At 67.4% G+C, this 22,392-nt stretch carries 30 protein-coding genes; 24 read left to right on the plus strand and 6 right to left on the minus strand.

Annotated features, from left to right (window positions below):
- Positions 1 to 171 precede the first annotated feature (171 nt).
- The 4 genes from MTF69_RS41110 to MTF69_RS41125 form a co-directional block, all read right to left on the minus strand.
- Entirely contained in the window at positions 172 to 2,547 is a 2,376-nt protein-coding gene (locus MTF69_RS41110; protein ID WP_243341930.1) for a DNA topoisomerase, read from the minus strand.
- Positions 2,548 to 2,764: 217 nt separating this feature from the next.
- Positions 2,765 to 3,322, minus strand: a complete 558-nt coding sequence (locus tag MTF69_RS41115) for a hypothetical protein (protein ID WP_243341931.1) — start codon at positions 3,320 to 3,322, stop codon at positions 2,765 to 2,767.
- Entirely contained in the window at positions 3,319 to 4,488 is a 1,170-nt protein-coding gene (locus tag MTF69_RS41120; protein ID WP_243341932.1) for a hypothetical protein, read from the minus strand. Before MTF69_RS41120 ends, MTF69_RS41115 begins: the two co-directional genes overlap by 4 nt.
- Positions 4,485 to 4,892: a hypothetical protein gene (locus MTF69_RS41125; RefSeq protein ID WP_243341933.1), complete on the minus strand. Its 408-nt coding sequence runs from the start codon at positions 4,890 to 4,892 to the stop codon at positions 4,485 to 4,487. Before MTF69_RS41125 ends, MTF69_RS41120 begins: the two co-directional genes overlap by 4 nt.
- A 369-nt stretch (positions 4,893 to 5,261) precedes the next feature.
- Here MTF69_RS41125 and MTF69_RS41130 point away from each other — a divergent pair, with 369 nt between their 5' ends.
- On the plus strand, positions 5,262 to 6,464 hold the full coding sequence (locus tag MTF69_RS41130) for an IS110 family transposase (protein ID WP_243341975.1): 1,203 nt from the start codon (positions 5,262 to 5,264) through the stop codon (positions 6,462 to 6,464).
- Between the two features lie 182 nt (positions 6,465 to 6,646).
- Here MTF69_RS41130 and MTF69_RS41135 read toward each other — a convergent pair whose 3' ends face one another.
- Positions 6,647 to 7,489, minus strand: a complete 843-nt coding sequence (locus tag MTF69_RS41135; protein WP_243341934.1) for a hypothetical protein — start codon at positions 7,487 to 7,489, stop codon at positions 6,647 to 6,649.
- A gap of 622 nt (positions 7,490 to 8,111) precedes the next feature.
- On the opposite strand from MTF69_RS41135, the gene MTF69_RS41140 reads away from it, so the two are divergent.
- From MTF69_RS41140 to MTF69_RS41170, 7 genes are all read left to right on the plus strand, one after another.
- Complete coding sequence (locus MTF69_RS41140) at positions 8,112 to 8,561, plus strand: homing endonuclease associated repeat-containing protein (RefSeq protein WP_243341935.1); 450 nt, start codon at positions 8,112 to 8,114, stop codon at positions 8,559 to 8,561.
- A gap of 62 nt (positions 8,562 to 8,623) precedes the next feature.
- On the plus strand, positions 8,624 to 8,830 hold the full coding sequence (locus tag MTF69_RS41145) for a hypothetical protein (RefSeq protein ID WP_243341936.1): 207 nt from the start codon (positions 8,624 to 8,626) through the stop codon (positions 8,828 to 8,830).
- 61 nt (positions 8,831 to 8,891) lie between these two features.
- Positions 8,892 to 9,401: a hypothetical protein gene (locus MTF69_RS41150; RefSeq protein ID WP_243341937.1), complete on the plus strand. Its 510-nt coding sequence runs from the start codon at positions 8,892 to 8,894 to the stop codon at positions 9,399 to 9,401.
- A gap of 202 nt (positions 9,402 to 9,603) precedes the next feature.
- The gene (locus MTF69_RS41155; protein ID WP_243341938.1) at positions 9,604 to 9,942 is read left to right on the plus strand and encodes a hypothetical protein; all 339 of its coding nucleotides are present in this window, start codon (positions 9,604 to 9,606) and stop codon (positions 9,940 to 9,942) included.
- A 115-nt stretch (positions 9,943 to 10,057) separates the two neighbouring features.
- On the plus strand, positions 10,058 to 10,483 hold the full coding sequence (locus MTF69_RS41160) for a hypothetical protein (RefSeq protein WP_243341939.1): 426 nt from the start codon (positions 10,058 to 10,060) through the stop codon (positions 10,481 to 10,483).
- A gap of 161 nt (positions 10,484 to 10,644) precedes the next feature.
- On the plus strand, positions 10,645 to 11,391 hold the full coding sequence (locus tag MTF69_RS41165; RefSeq protein ID WP_243341940.1) for a hypothetical protein: 747 nt from the start codon (positions 10,645 to 10,647) through the stop codon (positions 11,389 to 11,391).
- Positions 11,391 to 11,897, plus strand: a complete 507-nt coding sequence (locus MTF69_RS41170; RefSeq protein ID WP_243341941.1) for a hypothetical protein — start codon at positions 11,391 to 11,393, stop codon at positions 11,895 to 11,897. Before MTF69_RS41165 ends, MTF69_RS41170 begins: the two co-directional genes overlap by 1 nt.
- A gap of 17 nt (positions 11,898 to 11,914) precedes the next feature.
- Here the strand turns inward: MTF69_RS41170 and MTF69_RS41175 are convergent, their stop codons facing one another.
- On the minus strand, positions 11,915 to 13,135 hold the full coding sequence (locus MTF69_RS41175) for an IS110 family transposase (protein ID WP_243341942.1): 1,221 nt from the start codon (positions 13,133 to 13,135) through the stop codon (positions 11,915 to 11,917).
- A 239-nt stretch (positions 13,136 to 13,374) separates the two neighbouring features.
- On the opposite strand from MTF69_RS41175, the gene MTF69_RS41180 reads away from it, so the two are divergent.
- From MTF69_RS41180 to MTF69_RS41250, 16 genes are all read left to right on the plus strand, one after another.
- Positions 13,375 to 13,623 (plus strand): hypothetical protein, encoded by a 249-nt coding sequence (locus MTF69_RS41180; protein ID WP_243341943.1) that lies wholly within the window; start codon positions 13,375 to 13,377, stop codon positions 13,621 to 13,623.
- A gap of 200 nt (positions 13,624 to 13,823) precedes the next feature.
- A complete protein-coding gene (locus MTF69_RS41185; RefSeq protein ID WP_243341944.1) occupies positions 13,824 to 14,147 on the plus strand; it encodes a hypothetical protein in 324 nt (107 codons plus the stop codon).
- A 79-nt stretch (positions 14,148 to 14,226) separates the two neighbouring features.
- A complete protein-coding gene (locus MTF69_RS41190; protein WP_243341945.1) occupies positions 14,227 to 15,042 on the plus strand; it encodes a hypothetical protein in 816 nt (271 codons plus the stop codon).
- A 75-nt stretch (positions 15,043 to 15,117) separates the two neighbouring features.
- Positions 15,118 to 15,588, plus strand: coding sequence for a hypothetical protein (locus MTF69_RS41195; RefSeq protein ID WP_243341946.1), 471 nt, complete (start codon positions 15,118 to 15,120; stop codon positions 15,586 to 15,588).
- 63 nt (positions 15,589 to 15,651) lie between these two features.
- Complete coding sequence (locus MTF69_RS41200; protein ID WP_243341947.1) at positions 15,652 to 16,191, plus strand: hypothetical protein; 540 nt, start codon at positions 15,652 to 15,654, stop codon at positions 16,189 to 16,191.
- Between the two features lie 3 nt (positions 16,192 to 16,194).
- Positions 16,195 to 16,671: a hypothetical protein gene (locus tag MTF69_RS41205; protein ID WP_243341948.1), complete on the plus strand. Its 477-nt coding sequence runs from the start codon at positions 16,195 to 16,197 to the stop codon at positions 16,669 to 16,671.
- On the plus strand, positions 16,619 to 16,870 hold the full coding sequence (locus tag MTF69_RS41210; protein ID WP_243341949.1) for a hypothetical protein: 252 nt from the start codon (positions 16,619 to 16,621) through the stop codon (positions 16,868 to 16,870). The genes MTF69_RS41205 and MTF69_RS41210 overlap by 53 nt, the downstream gene beginning before the upstream one ends.
- Before the next feature lie 141 nt (positions 16,871 to 17,011).
- The gene (locus MTF69_RS41215) at positions 17,012 to 17,170 is read left to right on the plus strand and encodes a hypothetical protein (RefSeq protein ID WP_243341950.1); all 159 of its coding nucleotides are present in this window, start codon (positions 17,012 to 17,014) and stop codon (positions 17,168 to 17,170) included.
- Positions 17,171 to 17,232: 62 nt separating this feature from the next.
- Entirely contained in the window at positions 17,233 to 17,778 is a 546-nt protein-coding gene (locus tag MTF69_RS41220; RefSeq protein WP_243341951.1) for a hypothetical protein, read from the plus strand.
- Positions 17,775 to 18,389, plus strand: a complete 615-nt coding sequence (locus MTF69_RS41225; RefSeq protein WP_243341952.1) for a hypothetical protein — start codon at positions 17,775 to 17,777, stop codon at positions 18,387 to 18,389. Before MTF69_RS41220 ends, MTF69_RS41225 begins: the two co-directional genes overlap by 4 nt.
- A gap of 361 nt (positions 18,390 to 18,750) precedes the next feature.
- On the plus strand, positions 18,751 to 18,885 hold the full coding sequence (locus MTF69_RS43255; protein ID WP_279346885.1) for a hypothetical protein: 135 nt from the start codon (positions 18,751 to 18,753) through the stop codon (positions 18,883 to 18,885).
- Between the two features lie 120 nt (positions 18,886 to 19,005).
- Complete coding sequence (locus MTF69_RS41230) at positions 19,006 to 19,416, plus strand: hypothetical protein (RefSeq protein ID WP_243341953.1); 411 nt, start codon at positions 19,006 to 19,008, stop codon at positions 19,414 to 19,416.
- An 89-nt stretch (positions 19,417 to 19,505) separates the two neighbouring features.
- The gene (locus MTF69_RS41235; protein WP_243341954.1) at positions 19,506 to 20,501 is read left to right on the plus strand and encodes a hypothetical protein; all 996 of its coding nucleotides are present in this window, start codon (positions 19,506 to 19,508) and stop codon (positions 20,499 to 20,501) included.
- 67 nt (positions 20,502 to 20,568) lie between these two features.
- Entirely contained in the window at positions 20,569 to 21,240 is a 672-nt protein-coding gene (locus tag MTF69_RS41240; protein WP_243341955.1) for a hypothetical protein, read from the plus strand.
- Positions 21,237 to 21,668, plus strand: a complete 432-nt coding sequence (locus MTF69_RS41245; RefSeq protein WP_243341956.1) for a hypothetical protein — start codon at positions 21,237 to 21,239, stop codon at positions 21,666 to 21,668. The genes MTF69_RS41240 and MTF69_RS41245 overlap by 4 nt, the downstream gene beginning before the upstream one ends.
- A gap of 559 nt (positions 21,669 to 22,227) precedes the next feature.
- The gene (locus tag MTF69_RS41250) at positions 22,228 to 22,392 is read left to right on the plus strand and encodes a hypothetical protein (RefSeq protein WP_243341957.1); all 165 of its coding nucleotides are present in this window, start codon (positions 22,228 to 22,230) and stop codon (positions 22,390 to 22,392) included.

Genomic DNA, 22,392 nt, shown 5'->3' on the forward strand with positions numbered 1-22,392 from the left:
CGCCGCTACAGCATGGACGCCAACACCCCTTGCGTGACCTGCGAAAACGCTAACTACCCGGCCTTGGGTCAAGGCCCCCATCGCACCCCCCCATGCTGCCGCTGTCGTGAAAAGGCAGCAGCGGGCCCCGAGATCCCGGACCCGCTGCAACTCGTCAGTGCCCGTCCGGTATCAACCGAACGACGGGACGATCTTCTTCTTGCCACCCTCTTCCTTCCAGGTGACCTCCGCGTCGAAGGTCTTGCCCTTGGCCGAAACGAAGCCCGTGCCCCGGATACTCTTGCCGGCCGCCAGATCCCTGCGCTGCGCATCGGTGAAGGTCACCTGGCACCAGGACCGAGGCGGCTCGTCGCCGGAGCCGAAGTCCGGGACGATCTTCCTGGCCTTCGCGTCCCAGCTCACCTTGCAGCCGAAGGTCTTGCCAGTCTTCGTGCTCACGAAGTCGTCGATCTCCAGCGCCTGGCCCGCCAGGAGCACCGTGACCTCTGCCGGCGTGAACGTCCGACCAGACCACTTCGTCGGCATGTCCAGCCCTTCCAGCTGGAACCCGATGAACTTGCGGCCCTTGAAGTCGCCGACGCCGAGCGCACCGGTGGCCGTGAAGGGCTTGTCCGCCTTCGACCTCGCCTCGAACGAGATTGTCTCGCCCGCGAGCAGCTTCGTCACCTCGTCATCGCTGAACTCGTGGCCCGACCAGATCTTCTTGAAGGAGACCTTCTTCGGGCCACCTGGAGCGGCCTGCCACACGCCCTCGGCGTGGGCGGCGCTGACCTGCTCCTTCAGGCCCAGCTCAGCGCGCATGGACGCGGCATTCTTCGTCATCGTGGCGATGTCCTCGCGCACCCAGTCGGCGACGACGGCCAGGCGTTCCTCGGCGGTCGCCGTCCCGGCGGCGATGTCGCGCATGTCGGCGTAGACCCTCTCAGTGAGCCCGAGATCGCCGATGCGCGTGCCCGGCAGGAGCCTCCAACTCATCTCGCCGGCCTGCGCCAGCCTGAGCTTCCGGCCCTTCTCGGTCAGCAGCGGGTACTTCGCCTTATCGTTGGTGACCTCCGAGTACGTCGAGGTGCGGGTCGCACCTGTACCCACGTCGCGCTTCTCAAGCTGCTTCATGAGCCACTTCATCGTCGGGTGATCGGGGCGCTTGTTCGCGCCCTCGAAGATGAACGGCTCAGCATTCTGGCCCAGGCCCTTGCCGGACTCGTTCCCGTCGCCCTCGTCCGTGTCGTCGCTGGCGTCCGGATCGAACACGGCCCTCCAGCCGGGGCTCTTGGGCACGTCGGCGATGCCGACGAAGTCCGGGTACTTCTCCACGTGGCCCTTCTGCTGCTCGAACAAGTAGTCCTCGGCGAGCATGGCCAGGTAGCTTTTCGCGAGCATCTCGTAGATGAGCCGCCCGGCCTTGCCGTACTTGCGCTCGACCTCGTCCAGCGACGAGGGCACCTTCGGACCCGGACGGTTCGCGCCGTGCGCGCCCTGAGGCTTCACGTGCGTGGGTCGAGGCTGGCGGTGCGTCAGAAATCCAGCGTCGACGCCGACCACGGCGGCGATCTTGTCGACCAGCGGCGCGAGGTCCTTGAACTGCTCAGGCGTGATCGTCTTGTCTTCCGTACGCGGGTATGAGACAACTTGGTCCTCGTACATCTTCTGGTAGGTCGAGAGCGTCAGGTTCGCCTTCACGCCCTTGCCAACGAGCATCGAAGACAGGGAGGCAAGGTCGAGCAGCTTCGGCGGCTCGGTCTTCTTGTCCGCCTTGCTGTCCAGGACGACAGCGGAAGGGCCGTACTGCTGCGACACCTGGCCCTTCTGGTCGCACCGCGGCTCGTCCGGGTTCGTGTACATGACGTCGTTCTTGTCGCGGAAGCGGTTTTGGAAGAACGGCTTCCTGACGTACGCGTCGTAAGCCTTCTGCTGGTCGCCGACGAGAGAGACCATCGCCGACTTCAGTCGGCCCTGGCGCAGGACGAGGTCCTGGCCGGACTGGCGGCCCATCGCCGTGGCGATACGGGTGAACTGCATCGAGAGGAAGTCCCACTGCGAGCGGTACATCGCCTTGCGGTAGTCGCCCTCGCCCTGCATGGAATTCACAGGTCGGCGCTGCTCGAAGGCCTTCTGGATCGAGGCCTTCGATTCGTCGGTGAACTCCATGCGGCTGAACCGCTTCCCATGGAAGCCGAGTTCGTCGATCGCTTCCCAGAAAAGCAGATCGCCCTCGCCGGACGGATCCAGGTCCGTGGCGATGACGATTTCGTCGCCGCGGCCGAGCGCGCTGCGCAGCGTCTTGATGACGTCCGTGACGTTCTTCTGCGGCTCGCGCTTCCACGAAAGATCCTGCGGGTTCCACGGAAGGTTGCCCAGGTCCCACTTCTGATAGGCGTCCGCGAGCGAGGAGTCCACCATCGCGTGCGGCTGGGCGAACTCGTAGAGATGACCCCTCAGGCTCGCCACCTCGTAGGCCGTGCCCTTGTAGCTGCCCCTCGTCCCGCCGAGGGCGCTGGCCATGTTCCTTGCTGCACTCGGCTTCTCTGCGACCACGATCGCGACCATGTTGACTCCTTCTCGTAGTTCACTTGGAAGCGAGTGCGAGCCTACTAGAAAAGGATGGATTAATGAGAGTCTAAAGGAGCCTGAAAAGACTTCAAATGGCGCGAGGGCATGCAGAGAGAGCCCGGCCCCGGCACGCTGTTCGAGCAATCGCCACTCGTCGAAAAAAGAGAAGGCCCGAGGAGCTGTGCCTCTCGGGGTCGCCAGCTGTCGAGCGCTGTCACCGCCCAGTCGGCAACGCCACGCCTAGCCGGACGCGGTACACCCGCAGTACCTTGCCGAGAGTCTCGAGTCCTTCCGGGTGCTTCAGGCCTTCCTCCAGCTCCTTCAGCCGGATGGGCCGCACACCGGCCACCTCGGCGATGTGCTTGCGCGTGGCCTGACCTCTGAGCTTGATCGGCAGATCCGGCAGGTCCGCGGTCAGGTCCTCGAATATCCGGAACTTCTCCCGCTCGCCCATGCGCGTGTGGCCGACGTGGATCGCGCCACAGCTCTCTTCGCACCAGTGCCAGCTCGTCGACGCGTCTTCACGGAGCTTCGCGAGGTTCTCCTGCTCGCTCCGGTAGCGGCGCTTGAAGGCCCACGCCCCTTCGCGCTGTGTCCGGCATCCGCGCGGCGCGTCCTCGGTCCGCGAGGCCGGCGCGGCCATACCCGCACACCGCGGAGTGCAGTGCAGGCCGAGGTGCATCGGGTCCTGGGCGCGGAGGCCCAGACCCTTACCGCACGTCTTGCAGCGCTGCCGGGCGGGGAAGAGCTTCTCCTTGCTCGTCGCGGTCATCGAATCGGCCGCCCTTCCCGCTCGCGTTCAAGCTTCAACTGCTTCCTGGTCGCCTCACGGGCCTTGTCCCGGAAGTAGATCGCCTCCTTGTGCGTGATCGGCGCGTCGTGGAGGTTGTGCGAGCCCCGCAGGAAGTTCTCCGTACGGTCGGCGATGGAGTACGCCAGCGCCTGCTCGACCACCGCGCTGGTCTGGCGCACCTCGCCCAACTCGGCGCACAGCTTGCGCAGCAACCCGTCCCGATCGCGTTCAGCGGCCTGGATGTTCGCCAGGCGTGCCACCACGCTGCCCAACAGCGGGTCGCGGGAGCGGAACAGCTCGACAGCACGCTCGGTGGCAGGATCGGCATCAAGGTGCAGGTCGAGCTGCGCCAGCAGGAACGCCGTCACCAGCGTGCCCTGGCTCAGCCGCTGGCTGAACTCCCGAGCAGCGCTGTCGTTCACGCCCAGCTCACGGACTGCGGCTGCTCGCAGCTGCTCCCGCAGCGCGTTCATGATGCTCTCGGGCAGCGCCTTGATGTGCGGCTGGCTCTGCACGCCGGCGAGCCGGAACCCCGACTGGGGGAGCGTGGAGGTCTCGGCTGTGCTGCCCGAGCCCCTCTTCGAGGCCGCGCTCTGCACGGCGTCCTGATGGTCGGTGAGCTGCAGCGATCCAGGCGATACATGCTCGGGTTCATCCGGTGCGGCGACGACGTCATGAGCAGCGACTTCTGCTGTGGTGGCGTCCTCGACGTCCGGTTGTGCCCCGGGGGGCGGAACGGCATCAACCGCAGGGCCCGCCGGTGCACCGCCCGGGATCACCCCGTCAGCGGTGTCCTGTCCGCCGCCGGCGCCACCGCGCTGATTGGATCCGCTGGCCCGCTCGGAGTCGCCGGCGTCGGGCTCGTGGTCCGGCTCCAGGTTCGGGCGATCCGCTCCGGCTTCCACGTCGAGATCAGCCTGTGGGCCTTCTACCTTGAGTTGAGAGTCGACGTCGCCGGCCTCATCGAACTGCACATCCGGCTCGGGCGTTGCCACCTCAGGTTCAGGCTGTGCCACCTGGGCCTGGACACGCTTGAGCTCCTCGCTCCCGCCGCGCCTGTAGGCGTCAAGGAAGGACGTGTCCACCTCCATCACCTCGTTGGTAGGCGTGGTCGCCTCCAGCATCTCTGCGAAATCCCGGCTCATGCGAGCTCACCGTTTTCGTCATCCAAGAGGTAGTTGTCGCCGCGGGTGAGTCCGATCAGCGAGTCGAAGCCCGTGGTGACGACGCGTTCGAGGTTCGCCGAGTTCTTTGCCAGTGCCGCGACCTGGTCGACGAGCTCGTTGAGCCGCGCGATCTCCAGGGTCGGCAGGTCGTAGTCGAGGTTCTCGCGCCGGATCTTCTCGATCACCGCCTCGGCCACGTACTCGTTCACCGAGGAGAACCCGCGCTTGTCGGCCCAGTACTCCGCGCGCTGCTTGTCGTCCGAGCTCAGCCGGACGAACATGCCCTGGCGGCCACCACTGCCGCTCTGTGTCGCGCCCGGCGGCTTCTTCTTTGTGCCGCGCACGGGCTGCGTCGTCTTCTCCAACTCCTGTGAGACGGTCATGCGCGGCTTCTCCTTGTCTCGTTTGACTGATCTATCAGTCCACCCTATCAATGCTACTTGATAAGTTACCTACGCTCTTGGCGTTAGGGTTTGATAATCAGTAAGGTCGCAGTCGCGCCCAGTCGCCCCCCCCATTACCGTTTTGCTTGCCCCGCAACGGGGCGCCCGGCCTCCGGAGTTGGCATGACTTTCTCCCCCTGTCGATCTCATGTCTTGGGGGGTGGTGTCACCGGCTCCGGAGGCATCGACAGACCGCTGATTAGGGGCATGACCACCGACTTCTTCGCAGGTCGGGAGGCTCTTCGTAATGTGGATGTGGCGATCGGTGCCGTGGGACGGCCGGGCGAAGAGGACGACCGGAGGACGCGTGTGATCGACATCAGCGGCATCGGCGCCTTCCTCGGCCTGGACGTCGGCAAGGGCGAACACCACGCCACCGCCGTCACGCCGGCCGGGAAGAAGGCCTTCGACAAGCGGCTGCCCAACAGCGAACCGAAGCTCCGCGAAGTCTTCGGGAAACTGCAGGCCAAGCACGGGACCGTGCTGGTGGTCGTGGATCAGCCGGCCTCGATCGGTGCTCTGCCGCTGGCGGTGGCCCGGGACATGGGCTGCCCGGTGGCCTATCTGCCCGGACTGACGATGCGGCGGATCGCCGATCTCTATCCGGGCGAGGCCAAGACCGATGCCCGCGACGCGTTCGTCATCGCGGACGCGGCCCGCGTCATGCCGCACACACTCCGCTCGGTCGATCTCGAGGAGGAGACCATCGCCGAGCTGGAGATGATCGTCGGCTTCGACGATGACCTGGCCGGCGAAGCGACAAGGATCAGCAACCGTCTCCGCGGCCTTCTCACGCAGATCCATCCGTCATTGGAACGGGTCCTGGGCCCGCGAGTGCAGCACCCGGCCGTGCTCAAGCTCCTCGACCAGTTCGGCTCCCCGGCGGAAATCCGCAAGGCCGGACGGCGCCGGCTCGTGACCTTGATACGTCCGAAGGCACCGCGGATGGCGGAGCGTCTCGTCGACGACATCTTCACGGCTCTGGACGAGCAGACCGTCGTCGTCCCGGGGACGGACGCGGCCGCGTTGATCATCCCCAGCCTCGCCAACTCTCTCCAGGCGGTGCTTGACCAGCGAAAACTCCTCGCCGCCCGGATCGAGGAACTGCTGGATCTCCACCCTCTTTCCAAGGTCCTGACGTCCATGCCGGGGATAGGCGTCAGGACCGGAGCCCGCATCCTCATCGACGTCGGCGACGGCAGTTCGTTCCCTTCCGCCGCCCACCTCGCCGCCTACGCCGGCCTCGCCCCGACGACCCGCAGTTCCGGGTCGTCGATCCGGGGCGAGCAACCGTCCCGACGCGGAAACAAGCAGCTCAAACGGGCCTTCTTCCTCTCCGCGTTCGCCGCCCTCGCCGACCCGGCATCCCGGGCCTACTACGACAAGAAGATCGCGCAGGGAAAGCACCACACCCAAGCCCTCCTCTGCCTCGCCCGCCGGCGAGCCGACGTCCTCTTCGCCATGCTCCGAGACGGCACCTTCTACGAACCCCAACCCGCCCCATCACCTTGACCAAACCCATAGGGGCACCCCCCCGGCGGGCATCGTCGCAGTAGCTGGCCCTGCTCGATTCCTTTCCCCTCGGGCGGGGCTATCTGCTGTGGAACGCACCCGCCTTCGCGTGACGGCGAGAAGAGAAGGGACCCGGTGCGATATGTCGCACCGGGTCCTTCGTCTGTCTGATGGACGCCCGCTCAGGAGCCGGGCATGGGAGTTGGCGTCGCGTTCGTCGTGCAGTCGACGAGCTCCTGGGTGAACCTCGGGGACTGCCAGATCGCCTTGTCCTTGTCGTTCGGCAGGTGTTCGACGATCGACCCGGTGCTGAGGGGTGCGCCGCCGGCGAAGAAGTGCAGCGCCTCCTGGCCGAAGCCCGCGTTGTGCACCACGGTCGACAGACACTGGCCAGCCGCCGCGTAGGTCTTCTTCTGGCTCTCGTCCCGGGCGTAGGAGGAGAGCATCGAGACCAGACCCTTGGTGAGCTCGATGGACGAGTTGACCGGCTGATCCGCGCGGACCGGGTAAGCCGGTTTCAGGTTCGGCTTGCCAGGTATAGGCTTCGCGGCTGCCTTCGGGGGCGCGTAGCTCTGAGCCTTGAGGCTGCTGCTGTCCGGAAGCGCGGCCTTGTCGACGCATGCGTCTACGTCCTCGCGCAGAGACCGCGAGGCCAGCAGTGCGGCGTCGTCCTCGCTCACCTTGTTCAGTCCGTCGATGACTGCGCCCATGTCGTCGCCGTCAGCCTTGACGATGTAGGCCAGCGCATCCTCCGGTATTCCCGCCTTCCGTGCTGCGCTGGCTAGGCAGGCTCCGCCGTCCTTTCTGGAACTTCCGGCGCCCTGGAAGGCGAGCTTGTCCAGCGCCTCGCTGAGAGCCTTGTCGGTGACCTTGGTAGTGCTCGTGGTCGGCCTCGGTGTAGGCGCCGGCTGTGCCTCCTTGGTCGTGCTGCTGTTGCCGCTGGAACATCCAGCGAGCGCAACGCCAGCGGCCGCAGCCAATGCCACAGCAGGGAGTCCAGCCTTCCTCGGCCCCCAGGTCCTCATCGCTTCTCGCCTCGCCTCTCCTGTTGTCGACCAGTCTGATTGGATCGACTGGTCTCTGAGTGCATCTTATGTGAATGCCTATTGAATGACGGCCTGTGATGAGTCAGGATGTCGCTAGATAGAGGATGCAGAGGATGCGCAGAGCGGGACTCGGGCGAGCAGAGTGCCTGCGGGTCTGTTTGGCGCTTGGGGATCAACGGAGTTGATCCGGAAGGCTCTGCGATACGTCGTGCGCGTGCCGGCTACGGGTGGCCCCCTGTTGGGCGGCTGTTCGTGGGCTTCTCATCTCCTCCCACGAAGGACTGCTCGCCATGACTGCCCTTGCTTCTGATCGGGCCACCGCCGACGTCGATCTGCTGACGCTCACGCTGCACGTGAGTGATGGCCAGAGGACCTGCTGGCGACCGTCTTCGAGGGCGAGAACCCGGTCTACGCCAACAAGCAGGCCGCAGCCTGGCTCTAGGAACTGCCGTGCCTCGCCGCCGAGATGGACGACTCGACCTGCTGCGGTCGGCTCCCTCGGACCTTCAACGCGGTGCTCGCGTCCATCGCCCGCGGCCAACAGCTCATGCAGGTGGCCTTGCTCTGACGCGCGCCCGATTCCGGAAGGAGAACACCGGACATGACTATGCATGCTACGCACGTCCCCGCGCCCATGAAGCCAGGTCCGGTCGTCTATACCGACCAACAGCTTCTCCGCGTGCTCATCCGCCTGGCGCAGGGGGAGAGCATCCTCGGACGTCGGACGTTCGAGCACCGCCGTGGGGACGCAGACCCGTCTGCTCCGCTCTACGAGCGCCGCTTCGGCAGCTGGAACCGTGCACTAGAACTCGCGGGCCTCGACACGGTTGCACAGCCCGAACAACTGCAGGATGCGACGACGAAGTGGACCCAGGAACAGCTCATCGCCGCGATTCGCCGGTGTCTGCTGGTAACGGGATCCACGACGCTGGCGGCCTACGAGGCCTGGCGCACGGATCCGGCGAATCCGAAGTCTGATGTTCCGCCGGCTACCACCATCCGTTTCCGTATGGGCAGTTGGTCACGAGCCACAGAACTGTCCTGCAACTGAAGTCATCGCCGGCAGCCACGTCGACGCCGCCCCTCGGATACCCCACGCCCGGAAGGACCCCCATGGACACCGAGTACGCCCCTGAGATCACCTACCCCGACACCACCTGCCGCACCTGCCGCACCATGATCCAGTGGATCGCCTGCCCGACCGGCGGTTGGTGGGCGCACGCCGAGCACCCAGCAGACGGACACGACGCGGAGCCCGCAGCCGACCTCGACAGCTCCGCTGCGCAGCACGAGGACAAGCGCACGAAGCTGAACGACTGACCGCGTACTCCTTGGGCGCGGGCGGTTCGGTCCGCGTCCTGTTTTCCTGGGAAGGGGATTCGTGACGGACGTATTCACCGTCTGCATTCTGGAGCCGTGCTGCGAGAAGTCGGAGCCGGGTTACACGCCGACATCGAAGCCGTACTACGTGCGCACCCCTGGCTGGTCGGACTCGTGCAACCACCAGCGCAGCGAGCGGCGTAGGGCGACGATCACGGAGTACGAGACGCGTGAGGGGGCCGAAGCCGAGTACCAGGGCCAGGCGCGCGGCTGGGGGTCGACGGATGGATGGCTGTACGAGGGCGAGGTGCCGCCGGAGGGCGAGCGGTTCCGGATCATGCCGGTCAAGGGCACCCTGACCACGCACTTCTGGCACGGAGAGCCGGTCGAGATCCCGTTCCCGACCATCGACCTGGCCCGCGAGTATGCCGAGGAGTACCACGAGTATCCCGACGGCGGGCACCACAAGCAGATCCTCTACAACATCGTCGGCGACCAGGACACGGTGGTGCGCTGGTCGTCCTACACGGTCAAGGTCGGAACTGAGCTGACCGCCGACGACTGGGCGTAGCACGTACTGAGCTGGCGAGGAAGAGTAAACCCGCTGCCTCCCAGATCCTGTAGTCCCGGCGGAAGAGCGGCCGTAGAGCAGACGGCGAGACGGATGCGGATGCACCGGTCCCTGTCCGCCGGCTTCCGCCCCTTCATTCCGTTCCACCCAGCCGGGCTGTGCGCAGGGCGCTACCCGGACCAGTCAGAAAAGGAGAAACGAAGTGCGCGTCGACGCGGCTTTCGGCCTAGGCTTCAAACACGACGGGGTCGAGCACACCGCTGAATTCACCTGGGAGACGGGCGAGCTCCCCGTTCCCGGGCGAGGAGACCGGATCGCCTTCGGTGAATTGATCACGGTCGTCGACAGAGTCCAGTACTCGTGTATGGACGCCGGATACATCGCCACGCGCGACCACGAGGAATCTTCCGTGAAGATCGATCTCTCGCTGCGACTGGCCAAGGCCACGCGCCAGGGGAAGTACGAGCCGCAGGAGTTCCACTCGATCCTGTCCGAGCTGCCCAGTGTCACCGACCTGTGCGTGACCGGCATCTGGGAGTAGCCCCACCCTCCGACATCCGCGCCCGGCCTCTGCTAGCCCACGCTGTCTGTCCTCACCGGCGGTGTCTCGTCCGCCTGTACTCACCATGACAAGGAACGCTGTGTTCAAAACTCCATTGGCTGCGCTCCCGCGCGACGCGGCCCCCGCCGATATCGCCGAAGTCCTCACCCAGCTCACCGAGACCCAGGCCATCCCCTTCCACCTGTGGGACCGCGCATACAGCGCGCGCATCCAGAACTTGGCCGGATGGCTCCACTGCGCCGCGATGTGGCAGGGCCAAAACCTCACCGAAGCCGCCGACATCCCCGAAGGGGACGGCCCGGCCGTGCTCCACGCTCTGATCGACGCGCATGCAGCCATGCTGGCCCGCCACGAAGCCGAGCTCGCGCCGCACAAAGACGCCGACGGAGCACTACTCGGCAACGACTACGACGACCACGACGCGGTCGCCGACCGGCACATCGAGGAGACCGTGGAGATGCTCGGGCTCGTCATGGCGGTGCTGGCCGGTGAGTTCGGACGGCCGACGAGCACCCCGTAACCGCATCTCCCGCGCAGGCCGTCAACTGGCTGACGGGCGAAGCCCGGCGGGCTGGTGCCTCACGCCGCCCGTACGCCGGGATTCGAATTCTCGGCATACGGCCCTCATCTGTCAGTGCGATTAAAGGTCTGAAAGAGGGACGCAGACGCAACGTCCCTCTTTTGCGTGAGCTGGCACACTTCTTGGGGAGGTATTTCATGGCTTTTGGTAAGCGGACGGTTCTGGTGCCGGGGGTGATGTTCATCATTCGGCTTCCGTTCTCGGAAGTCTGCGTCCATATGCGGGTCGCCGACAAAGTGATGGGCGCGGAGATTGTCGAGGACGGCAGGGCTGTTCAGCTCTACGACGACAACGGCAACCGGTTCTCCGCGCCGATAACGACCGGTGAGGCCGGGATCTACACGAGCTTCGGCAAGGGTGAGATGTGGTCGGAGTCCGTGTTCGCCACGCACGTCTTCCACTCGTGGACGGCGGCCCGGGGCAAGTTCTACTTGTACGTGGACGGGCGGCGGCTCTCCGGCACGGTGACCAGTCGGTACGAGGAAGCACTCGAAGAGGCGAAGTATCACCGTGAGCGGGGGCAGCAGGCCGACGTGCGGTACGTCCGCGTGAAGGAGTGCTACCAGATGGAGCACGGCGGCATGGGCTGGTTCCAGGCTGTACCGATCCAGGACCAGCCGGAGATTTCCACGCTGTTCAAGGCCCGGGGTGCGAACGCCCCGCTGGGTGAGCGGTGGACGGTCGAGCGGCCGTTCAAGTCGTACGGGACCGAGCAAAGGGCGCTCGCGGCCGGGCGGTCCCTGGCACGCCACTACGGCTACGGGTGGGCGGTTCGCGACACCTACATGATCCCGAAGTTCGACGACGTCCAGATCTTCGCTGGCCGCTACGTGATCGGAGAGTTCTGATGATGACGCTGGAGCTGGCGACGGAACTGCTCGCGGGGCTCACGGTCGGGGACCGGGTCGCGGTGAAGGACCCGCGCGCGACGAACTACCGGGGCCAGTGGACGAACTACTGGGTGGTCGAGGACCCGGCGATCAGCCTCCCCGCCTACCGCCGGTGCCAGCACGGTCACGCGACGGTAAGCCTGCGGGTCTGGCAGCACAGCGGTTACGTCGACCAGCTCGCGGCCTGCCACCTGATCGACCCGAGCCAGTGGGTACGCAAGGAGGCGAGGGTCTGGCAGCCGGTCGAGGGCGCGAAGCACATCGTCTCGGCGACGGGCTTCGAGGACAGAGACACGGGACAGACGTGGCAGTCCACGGTGTGCGGCGAGTTGCTGGAGACCACGGGCGGCCGGAGCTGGGGCGCGGAGCACATGACCTATCCGGCGTACGGCCGGCACAGCGACCGGATCACGTGCCCCGGCTGCCGGCTGCGCAACGGGCTCGACCTGGAGGTGCCGGCATGAGTTTCCTGAGTCAACCTCTATGGCATCAGGGGCGTGTCGGCGGTCATGTTGATCTTGCTGTTGGCTTGGTGGACAGCGGGGTCGTAGCAGGTGCCGTTGCGCCAGCAGGCCCACATGACGCGGAGCCAGGAGCGGGCCAGGATGCGGGTGGCATGCGGATGGCGCTTCTTGCGGGCGCGGGCGTCGTTGTAGATCTTCGCAGCCCAGTCGCTGCCGTGGCGGCTGTTGTCGGCGAACTGAGTCAGGGCGAGGCGGGCCCTGCGGTTGGTCGCAAAGCGGAAGGCTACCGAGCGGGACTTGCCCGAGGCGCGGGTGACCGGGACGACTCCGGCCTCGGCGATGAGCTGTTCACAGCTCTGGGCACGCTCCAGGATCGGGCCGATCTCGCCGATGACCTTGGCCAGGTTGATCGTGCCGATGCGGGGCATGGTGGCGAACAGCGGAGCGTATGGATGCGACGCGACCGCATCAGCAATGGCCTTGTCCAGTGCGGCAATGGTCATCCGGATGCTCCGGACCAGTTGAACCTGAATGCGGATGAGCTGCTCGACGATCTGCGCGCTGACGCGGGAGGCCGCGGCCGGGGCCGAGCGCATGTGCTCCATCAGAGTGCCGCCCGACTTCCTCCCCGAGTAGCCGCGGCGCTTGCACCAGGCTTCGAGCCGTCCGGGGGTGAGCTTGGCGGCGGAGCCAGGGGTGGGGTATCGCTCCAGGAAGGCCAGTGCGATATCGCTGTCGAGGCTGGCGAACATCACCTTGCCGCCAGGCCAGTGCTCATCCAGCAGAGCGGCGAGGCGGTTGACGGCAGCCACGCGGGCCTCGACGTGATCGGCGCGGGTCCGGGTGAGGGCCTGCAGGTCCATGGTCGCCTGCTCGGTGGGCTTCAGACGGGGCAGCAGGTGCCCGTCGGTGCGCAGGTAGTCGGCGAGCTTCATACTGTCGCCCGCGTCGGTCTTGGCCTTGGAAGCGCCCCAGCGCGGGCGCATCGCGTGGAAGGCGTTCGGATGCACCGGCACCACTGGATGCCCAGCGGCCAGCAGCCGGTCCACGGCCAGGCCGCGTGTCGTCTCGATCGCCACCGGCAGATCCGCCGGGGCACCGTGCTTGCCCAGCCGGGCCAGGGTCTTGGCGAACCCCTCCTCGGTATGCGCCAGTTCCCACCTGTCGATGCGCTTGCCCCAGGCGTCCATGACCGTCACGTCGTGGGTGTCGGTCGCCCAGTCCCATCCGATGAACACGAAAGAAGTACTCCTGTGCCGTGCGCGGAGCACCTGCCCGGTGGTGAGGTCGTCTGCCGGGAGCTCATTAATCGGCCCTCTGCGGGGCGTGTCCCTGAAGCCGATCAGACGGCCTCGGTCCGGCGGGGCCGGCGGAACTCATGCTGGCCGTCGAGCGGCTCGCAAAAACGGCCGTGCACCCACCGGGACCGAGAGGTCACAACCCTACCCATGAGGGCTGCAGAAGGGATGGTCCTCTAATGAGCAAGGGCACCGTCGCAACGGCCGCCGCCTGGGTCCTGCGGGCGGGATCTCAGACGACGCACCGCACCCCCTGCGGCTGCTGGCGCACCGGCTCGCGGCCGTGCTGGGTCGACGAATGGGCCGAGGAACGGATCGGCCCCGCGGCGTCGGACGAGTGGACGTTCATCGTCGAGATAGACGGCGGCCAGTGGCGCGCCCGGCGGAAGCCGGACGAGGCGCTGGAGTACACGCACGCGAACTTCTAGGCGGCCTTCATGGGCTATCTGCTCACCGGTCGGTACGCCGACAACGACCGGATCGTCGTGACCCGGGGCGAACCGGCCCCGGATGGCTACGAATGGGACGACGACGAGAAGTTCTTGGAGGACTTCTTCGGGATGCACTACTCGACCAGGAGGAAGCGGTCCGGTTCCTCTACCAGGACAAGGCCGAAGGAATGCGGGATATGCCGGGGATCTCGGATGAGGTCTACGGCACGGAAATGGGCAACGAGGAGTACGAGATGGCGCAGAACTGGACACTCGGCGGCGAGATCGACATCGAGGACTGCGACGTGCTGAGGCTCGACCTCACGACGGCAGACATGCCCGAGGACGAGATCAAGCAGTACGTCGATGACCAGCCGGGCCACCGGTCCTGGTGCGACACCTTCGAGGCCCCGAAGCTCAGTGACGCGATCAAGACGCTCTTCGAGACCTACGGGGACTTCGACAGGGTCGTCACGCCCGCCGGCAAGGTTTTCGAGCGGGCGGAGCCGGTTCCGGTCTGAGCCGCCCGGCAGGCGCAGGCGCGGGTTCGACTCCCGCGCCGGGCGCGCAGCAGTCCATCACCTTTTCGGAAGGAGAAGCATGAGCGGGTACGGAAGCATTCGCGCGGTGCGGAACGTCATCGTGGAGACGCTGACGGCGGAGGGGCGCGAGCCGAGCGCGTACAACATCACCGGGATCGCGCGGGACGCCTTCACGGCGCGGAGCGGCGGTGGGTACAGCGCTGCTCTCGACGTCGAAGTCTGGCGGGCCGCCGTTGACAAGCACCGCCGCCCGTTCGGGCTCGGTGACCTGGTGCGCGTTGCGGTCAGCACGAAGAGCGGGCACACGGAGTTGCACTACGGCAAGATCTCCCAGTTCCGGAAGACCAACGGAGGCATCTACCGCGGCATGCCGGTCAAGCCGTACTCCGCGTACGTCGAGCTGGACCACCACACCCGCGGATGGCTGGGCCCCCTTACGGAGGTTACCCCGGTGCGTGACGACTTCGAGGTCACCCGAGAGTGGTCGGAGGTCCACCAGGGGTGCTTGTCGTGGGACTCCGCCTACAGGTGCCTGCGCTGCGGGTCGTTCTCCTACAAGAGCGCCCGGGTCATGGCCGTGCACAGGGTCAGCGGCCAGCGCGTCCGCCTGTGTGAGGAGTGCTTCACCGACGACGAGCTCGGGCGGCTCGGGCACGAGGTCATGTTCTACGAGCGCAACAGCAGGCAGACCATCACCGAGCTGACCGAGAACCCCGAGCTGATCACCGAAGCGGCCTGCGACTCCTACTACGAGAAGTCCGACGGCGAGGTGTACCGGGAGTGGGCGGACGCCTTCCCGTGGATGGTCCCGGTCAAGGCCGCTGAGCTGTACGCCGCCTGGAAGGAGCAGGCGCGGGCGTCCGCCGCCGCGTGAGGCAGAAGCAGTAGCAGTTCAGACGGGGGTCGGCGAGTTTCGCCGGGCCCCTTCTCGTTTCCCAGTGGAGGTGTGATGCACCGCATCGTGGTCACCGAGCAGCACCGCAGCACGTTTCGCGGGTACCGGCTGGAAGACCTGGACGACAAGGACGCCGCCGCAATCCGCGAGGGCCGCATGGTGCTGGCTGCCATCGGGCTGGAGCAACGGCGCGACGACGGTGTCTGGGTCCGCAAGGCCGAAAAGATCAACTTCGTGGTCCCCCCGGATGTCGTGGGCGAGTACCCGCACTTCGAGGAGATCGCCGATGAGGAGACCCGGTTCTGGGCCTCCGACATGTGGGGCTCCACGCTCGAAGCGGCGGCCGGGGCGAAGGCCCTCTGGGGCCGGTTTATGACCCCCTGCACCGTGGTCGAGACCGAGACCGAGACCGAGCCGTACGACCGCGGCATCAAGCACACCGGCTACGTCCTCATCCGCGACATGGGCGGCGAGCGCCGCCGCGTCTCTGCGGAGCTGGTCTCGGTCGAGACCGACGAGGCGTAAACCCCCCTAACTGGCAGCGCCCTCGCGCTCGATGCGCGGGGGCGCCATCGAGATTGGAACCGAATGCAGACCGACAACACCTACACCTACGCCGGGCGCGCCATCGTGCACCGGACCCCGATGCCGGACGGCCGCATGTTGATCCTCGCGTACGGCGGCGCCCAGGACCCCTGGGCGACCGGGTTCCTCGGCGAGGACGACGGCGAGTACTTCGGCACCCGCGAGGCCGGGTGGCATAGCTACGCGACGCGCATGGCCGAGGGCCTGGGCCTGGTGGTCGCCCCGGAGGGCTCCGTGGTTCTCAGCGCCGAGCAGGTCAACCGGGTGCAGGCCGGTGCGGCGGACCTGGCGAAGGCGCACGACGACTTCGAGACGGCCATCGGTACCGACAACGGCCAGGCCCACAGCCGCCTCAATGCCGAGGACGACATCGCCGAGTCCGCCATCCAGATGGGCCGCCTCCTGGCGGACCTGGGGCTCTACACGCCCGCCAACACGCCCGAGGAGGACGGCGAAGACGAGCCCGCGGCGGCCGAGACGCCCCAGCTCACGACCGGGACCTTCGTTGACGCCGTCACCAAGGGCCCGAACTGGAACCGGTGAGCCATGCAGAACCGAGTGAAGCTCCCCTGCGGCATGACGACCGGGTCGGGCCCGCGATTCAACAGCCGCGGAACGCTCGTCACGTGCAGCGCCGCATTCTGCGACAACGAGGCAACGCACGTCCTGGAGTTCGTCCCGCGCGAGGGCAACCCGGAGCGATGGGGCGCGTACTGCGAGACCTGCCCGGAGCGTCGCATCGCGCCCGCGGTGGAGGTCGACGCCGCCCGCGAGGAGGGGGTACGCCTTCAGGGCCGGTACTTCGACACGACCCGGCTGCCGCTCTCGGACGAGCACTGGCGGTACCGCCAGTGCACCGACGAGGAGCGGGCCGAGATCGACCTGATCAAGGACGGGGAGCTGGTGGAGACCTACGTCGGCCCGGCGACTTCGAGTGGCGGCCGGTGGACGGCCAGAAGGAACAGCAGGTATGAACGCTTTCAAGATCGAGCCCCACTTCGAGTGGTTCGAGGAGCTTCCTGACGAGCGGCGGCTGGAGCGCCAGGTGCTCGCGCTCGTTGGCGCGCACACGGAAGGGCTGAAGGCGAAGCGGCTCGGGGAGCTGCTGGAACGTACGCACCGCGACCGGTGGGCCCCGGTCTACGACAAGACTTGGGACCTCCAGCGGCGGGGGCTGCTGGTGATCTCGCCGGAGCCCGACGAACCGGAGATCAGGCCGTGATGGCCCGCATCGTCAAGGACGCTTCCCGCCTGCACCGGCAGGCCCTTGCCTTGGTCGACTCCGGCCGTCCCCTCACCGAGGACGAGAAGGAGTTCGTTCTCGACCACTACCAGGAGGCCGCCGAAACTGGACACGTCCTGGATGGGGGCGATCTTCACCCCGGGGGCTCTGGCGCAGGACTTCGCGAATTTCCACCTGGACGGCACGCGGATCGTTGACCTTTGCTCCCTCGGCGGTGTCCTCAAGACGGCACTCGGTCAGGCCGCGGCCGACATCAAGGCGCATCGCGCCGCCGCCTGACCTCCACCCCGTCCCGGGCCTGCACATGACCACAAAGACCCCACCAGGAAGGACCACACCATGTGTCCCGTACCCGGCCCGACCCCGACCGTGCAGCACGCCTTGCCGTCGACCTGTTCGCCACCGAAGACCGCGGCCACGCCGGAACGCAAACGCTGTACTTCATCAACAACGGTGGCCGGTCCAAGCTCACCGTCTTCCACGGATTCGACCTCAAGGGCCGCATCACCAAGCAGCTCGCCCCGGTGATGCACCGCGCCATCCAGGACGACCTGATAGCCGTCGCCCACGAATACGCCCGCGCCCGGTTCGGCCGCCGCGCGGACTGGCCGGTCAAGTTCCACGTCACCCGGCCGGTCGTGCCCGCGGCCCCGGGCCGCCCGCAGCCGATGCCCTGCCCCGACGACACCTGTAAGCGGATCGGCACCCTCGCGTCCACCGGCCCCAACCGGTACGAATGCCGGGCCTGCGGCCACGAGATCCTCGACCCCGCCACCGCCTACCCCCACATCGACCTGACCGGCGGCAAGACGTTCATGGCGTTGCAGTACGACGGCAACGTGCTGCACCTCGTCGTCCCTGTCAACAAGACGGAGGCCGGCGCATGAGCCACCTGTTCACCCTCACCCCCGGGCAGACCCTGTTCCGGCCCACCGACCCCGACCGCACCCCGCTCACCGTGGTCGATACGACCACCAGCAACGACCACCGCCACCGCATCGTGATCCTCGAGCCGCCCGCCGACACCCGCCGCACCACCGCCCACCCGCAGCACCTCGTCCACACCGACCCGACCCTGCGCCCCACCGACGCCCAGCTCACCGACGAGATCCACCGCCTCACCCGCTGGATCACCGGCCACCACGACGCCTGCAACTGGTGTGCCCTCTCCAGCTTCTGGGGCTGTGCCTACCGCTGCTCCCAGGGCAGGCAGCAGGTCAGCGAACTCCTCGGCGTTAACTACTACCGGGACAACGTCCTGCCCTGGCTCGCCGGAGGGCCCGCCGACCCGGCCCGGCTGCGCGGCGGCCAGACCGTCACTGTTTGCACCGACGACGGCGAGTTCATTGGCCGCGTCGCCCATGTCCGTCCCGGCGGTACCTGGCACGAACCCGGCCAGGACGGCATGGTCTGTGTGTTCCGCATGAACGGCCTCAAGCTGGCCGACGACGGCGGACCCCACCTGTATCCGGTCGCCTCCGTCTTCAACCGTCCCTAACCCCCACCGGCAGGCCACTGACCTGCACGTTTGACCGGCGTCGTCACTGTCGGTGACATGGTGGCGGCAGCTGATCACGGACCGGGTTGAAGGCGACCGCCTCCCCGACCACCACCCCCCTTGCAGCACCCCCGCGTGGCGGGGACGTACACCCCGCGTCCCCGCCACGCCGCACACCCACACCCACTTCGCCGAGGACGGCCCCCCCCGCGCCTCCACCCCGTCATGCCCACCTCGCCGCCGGCATCCGCTGGCACGCCGAACAGGCCCTGCACTGGCGGCTGATTCGCGGCCTCTACCTGGACGCTGCCCTCACCGCCGCGACCACCGCACACCACATCACCAAGGAGCACACCCCCCGATGACCGGCATCGACATCCTCCCCACGTTCAACCTCCGCCAGCGCGACAACGGCTACTTGTCCTCCGCCGCCTGCAACATCGGCAACACCCTCGCCGCCCACACCACCGCCTGCGAGACCAACGGCGGCGGCTGAGGCCCCGGCAAGTCGGTCCTCACCGACGACGGCTGGCAGCCAACCACCGGCCACTGCGCCCCGGCCGCCGCCCTCAGTCAGCAGTGGGCGCAGCACATCGACGACGACCGCACCCGCGACATGAATGCCCACCTCGCCGGGACCTGGCCGCAGTCCCTGCTGTCGGACGACGACCGACGCACCCTGCTGGCCGAACTTCGGGACTGGTTTACCGCATGTCCCGGGATCCACCACCCGCACGCCTGGCTCGCCGACCCGGCCGAGCTGCGCAAGCCCGTCACCCTCACCCCCGGCCAGGACCCCCAAGCCCGGAGACGGAAGATCTCCATCCCCGCCGCCGTGGCCCACCTCGCCGGATACACCGTCCACGCCAACGGCGGCGACGCCCACGCCACCGGCCACTACCTGATCCGCTACGAACTCTTCCCCACGGCGCAGCGGCTCCTGGCCCTCACCGACCTCGAAGCGCGGCGGCTTCTCCACGCCGACGCCCACGAGCCGCTCAGCCTGCTCGACATCCTCGCCCGCTGAAACGAGACCCGCTCACGGGGCCGCGCCCCACTGCTTGCGCGGCCACCCGTGAGCGGACGCGGGTCCACCGTGCCCAACCAGGAGTAGTCATGCCAGTCAAGTCGACCATTTCCGGACGAGCCCACTACCACGAAGGCGCCCCCGCCCCGCACCTGCGCGCCGCCCGCGAAGCGTTGCCCGCCGACCAGTGGCCCGACCTGGACCAGCTGACCGAAGGCGGCCACGCCGTCACCGTTGCCCACGGCCGCACCGACCGGGTCCGCTCCGTCGCTGTGCAGCTGGCCATGGACACCCCGCGCAAACTCCACACCGAACGCCCCATGTCCGACCAACCGGGCCGCCGCTGGGACCAGCTGACCCAGCAGATCGCCGCACTCCTGCAGAGCCGCGGATTCACCGACGTCCGCACCACGAACATGGGCGTGTGGGCCGAGGCCCCTCACCCTGCCGGCCTTGAGGTGGAGTTCGTCGTCGCACCTCACCCCGAGCTCGACCAGGTCGGCGTCTACCGCGTCACCTGCCGCACCCACCCCGAACTGACCGCCACCATCGACGGCGGCTTCCACCACGGGGTCACCTCCGGCAGCGGCGGCTACCAGGCGACCGACTCTCAGGGCCGCCCTGTCGGCAGCGGCCACCGCACCGCCGGGGGATACCTGCTGGCCGCTCGCGACTACGCGACGTACTGCGGGATCCCCGACCCGCTGATACGGATCACCGATCTCGACGCCGTCGCGCTGCGGATCCTGGACGCTGCCTACGAACAGGCCGGTACCGGCCGCGTCGCCGCCGTCGCCGAAGCCACCGTCAACGGCCACCAGGTCATCGACTCCGCCAAGTCCCAGCGCATCAACGGCCAGCGGCAAGAACCCGCCGACGGCCCCACCCGCGATACCCAGAAGAAGTTGGCCACGCTGATCGCGTACGCCATGAACAACGGCGGCGGCCGGCTCGCGCTCGTCAGCCATCACGACGGCACGGCCATCGTCCAGCGCTGGAACCTCACCCGGCACGGCGCCACCCAGACGCCGCTGTTCGAACTCCCACCCGGCCAGACGCTCGCACCCGCACCGCCGCTCCACTGACCAGGTCCGGTGCCGGCCCCGGAAGGAAACCGTCGACGCCGGACCCGGGACCCTGCAAGGAGTCACCGTGATAACGAACCCGGCCCAGGCCCGACATGGGCTGCCCGACTGGATCGGCCTGTGGCGCGTCGGCACCGCCACGCGCAACTCCGACTGGTGGATGGCTTACTGCTCCCGCCACGGACCCGGCCCCCACCCGATCACCGACAAACGCACCTCCGAGTGGGACATCGCGGAACTGGCCCGCATCCACAACGAACAGCACCACCGCGAGCTCAAGCAGGAAGACCTGCTGAGCGACGAGCAGATCGAAGCCGCCCGCCAGTTTCCGATCTCCGACGCCCAGCACACCGTGCTCCACTGGGTGGCGGCCGGGAAGGTCGCCGAGTACGCCGACGGGTTCTTCGCACTGGACATCGCACCCGACAAGCACGACGTGAACAAGAGGCTGTCCCGGACACGGGTCATCACCCTGTGGTGCGCGGGCCTCCTCGACATCGACAGCATCGGCCAGCCCGTCGGCCGCCGCGAGTTCAACCTCTCCATCAAAGGCCGCACCGCCTACACCCTGTGGCAGCGCGCCAAACGCCAAGGGCACACCACCTGCGCCGACCGCGACCACGCCTTCGCGATCTCCGCCCGCCAACGAGCGGACTACCCGCTGCTCTCCGCCGGCCGGAGCTTCGCCCACGAACAGCCCGCCACCAACACCAACACGCCGAATAGGGAGCCTCAATGACTGAGCCCACCACCGCCATCAAGGAGACCGCCGTGCCCACCGAGATCCAGCGCTTCACCTTCGGCAAGTGGGTCTTCAACATCAACAAGGCTGAGGAGATCATCGCCGCCGAGCCCCGCGTGACCATACCCACCGAGGTTCCCAGCTGGGCTGCCGTCTACCAGCTCGACCGGCTGCGCCCCGACTACGCCGGAGCGTCCTGGTGCCCCATCTTCGGACCCGACCAGCGTCACTTCAACTACGAGCACGCGATGAGTACCGACCTGGCCAAGCCCGTGATCATCGCCCTGGTCAAGTTCGGCGACGATGTCAACCAGCTCCTCATAGACGGCACCCACCGCATGTTCCACGCCCACACCAAGGGCCTCGACACGCTGCCCGCGTACTTCCTGAGCGTCGAGGAGACCGAAGAGATCCAGCAGGGCTGAGCCGGTGCGCCTGCGGGTGCAGGCGCCGGACCCGATGGGCGCAATCCGCACCCACCGGATCGAGATCAGCGAAGAGAGCTGACGCCGCCGGCTTCCGTCACCCCCGGCGTGGTGCGGACGGGGGGACCACGGCGCCTACGATGCCGTGTTTGCAAGGGTGCTGGCTGCCGTCGGTGTCACCGTCGTGGACGGGACCGTCCGGACCGCAAGGCGCGGCGGTTGAAGGCAGGGTTGACCAGATCGACGCCTACGCCACCGTGACGGCCGTGCTGCCCACCGGGGCTATCGGCAGACCGAATCTCCGGGACGCCGTGGTCGAAACGGTGCAGATCCTGCGGACCACCCGTCGCCACCAGACCCTGAACCCCCAGATCCAGGTGGCCATGAGGACTCGGCCGAGCTAAACGCTCTGATCGGCCCGCCGGTCAAGCAGGCGGCCCTCACGCTGCTGGGGCTGTTCGGCGTCGGCCCCGAGACAGCTGGCCAGCTGCTGGCCTCGGCCGGCCGCACCCGCCGTCAGCGCCTCAACCGCGACCGTGAGCGGGCCGCGAACAACGCGATGCACACCATCGTGCTGGCCCGGATGCGCTTCGACGTAGGCACCCGCGCCTACGTCGAATGCCGCACCAGGGGCGAGCTGTCTAACAAGGCCATCATGCGCTGCCTCAAGCGATTCGTTGCCCGCGAGGTTTACCGCGCCCTGACCAGTAAACCGGCCACGTAA

Origin of the sequence: Streptomyces sp. AP-93, assembly GCF_022808175.1 — a bacterium.
Classification (GTDB): Bacteria; Actinomycetota; Actinomycetes; order Streptomycetales; family Streptomycetaceae; genus Streptomyces.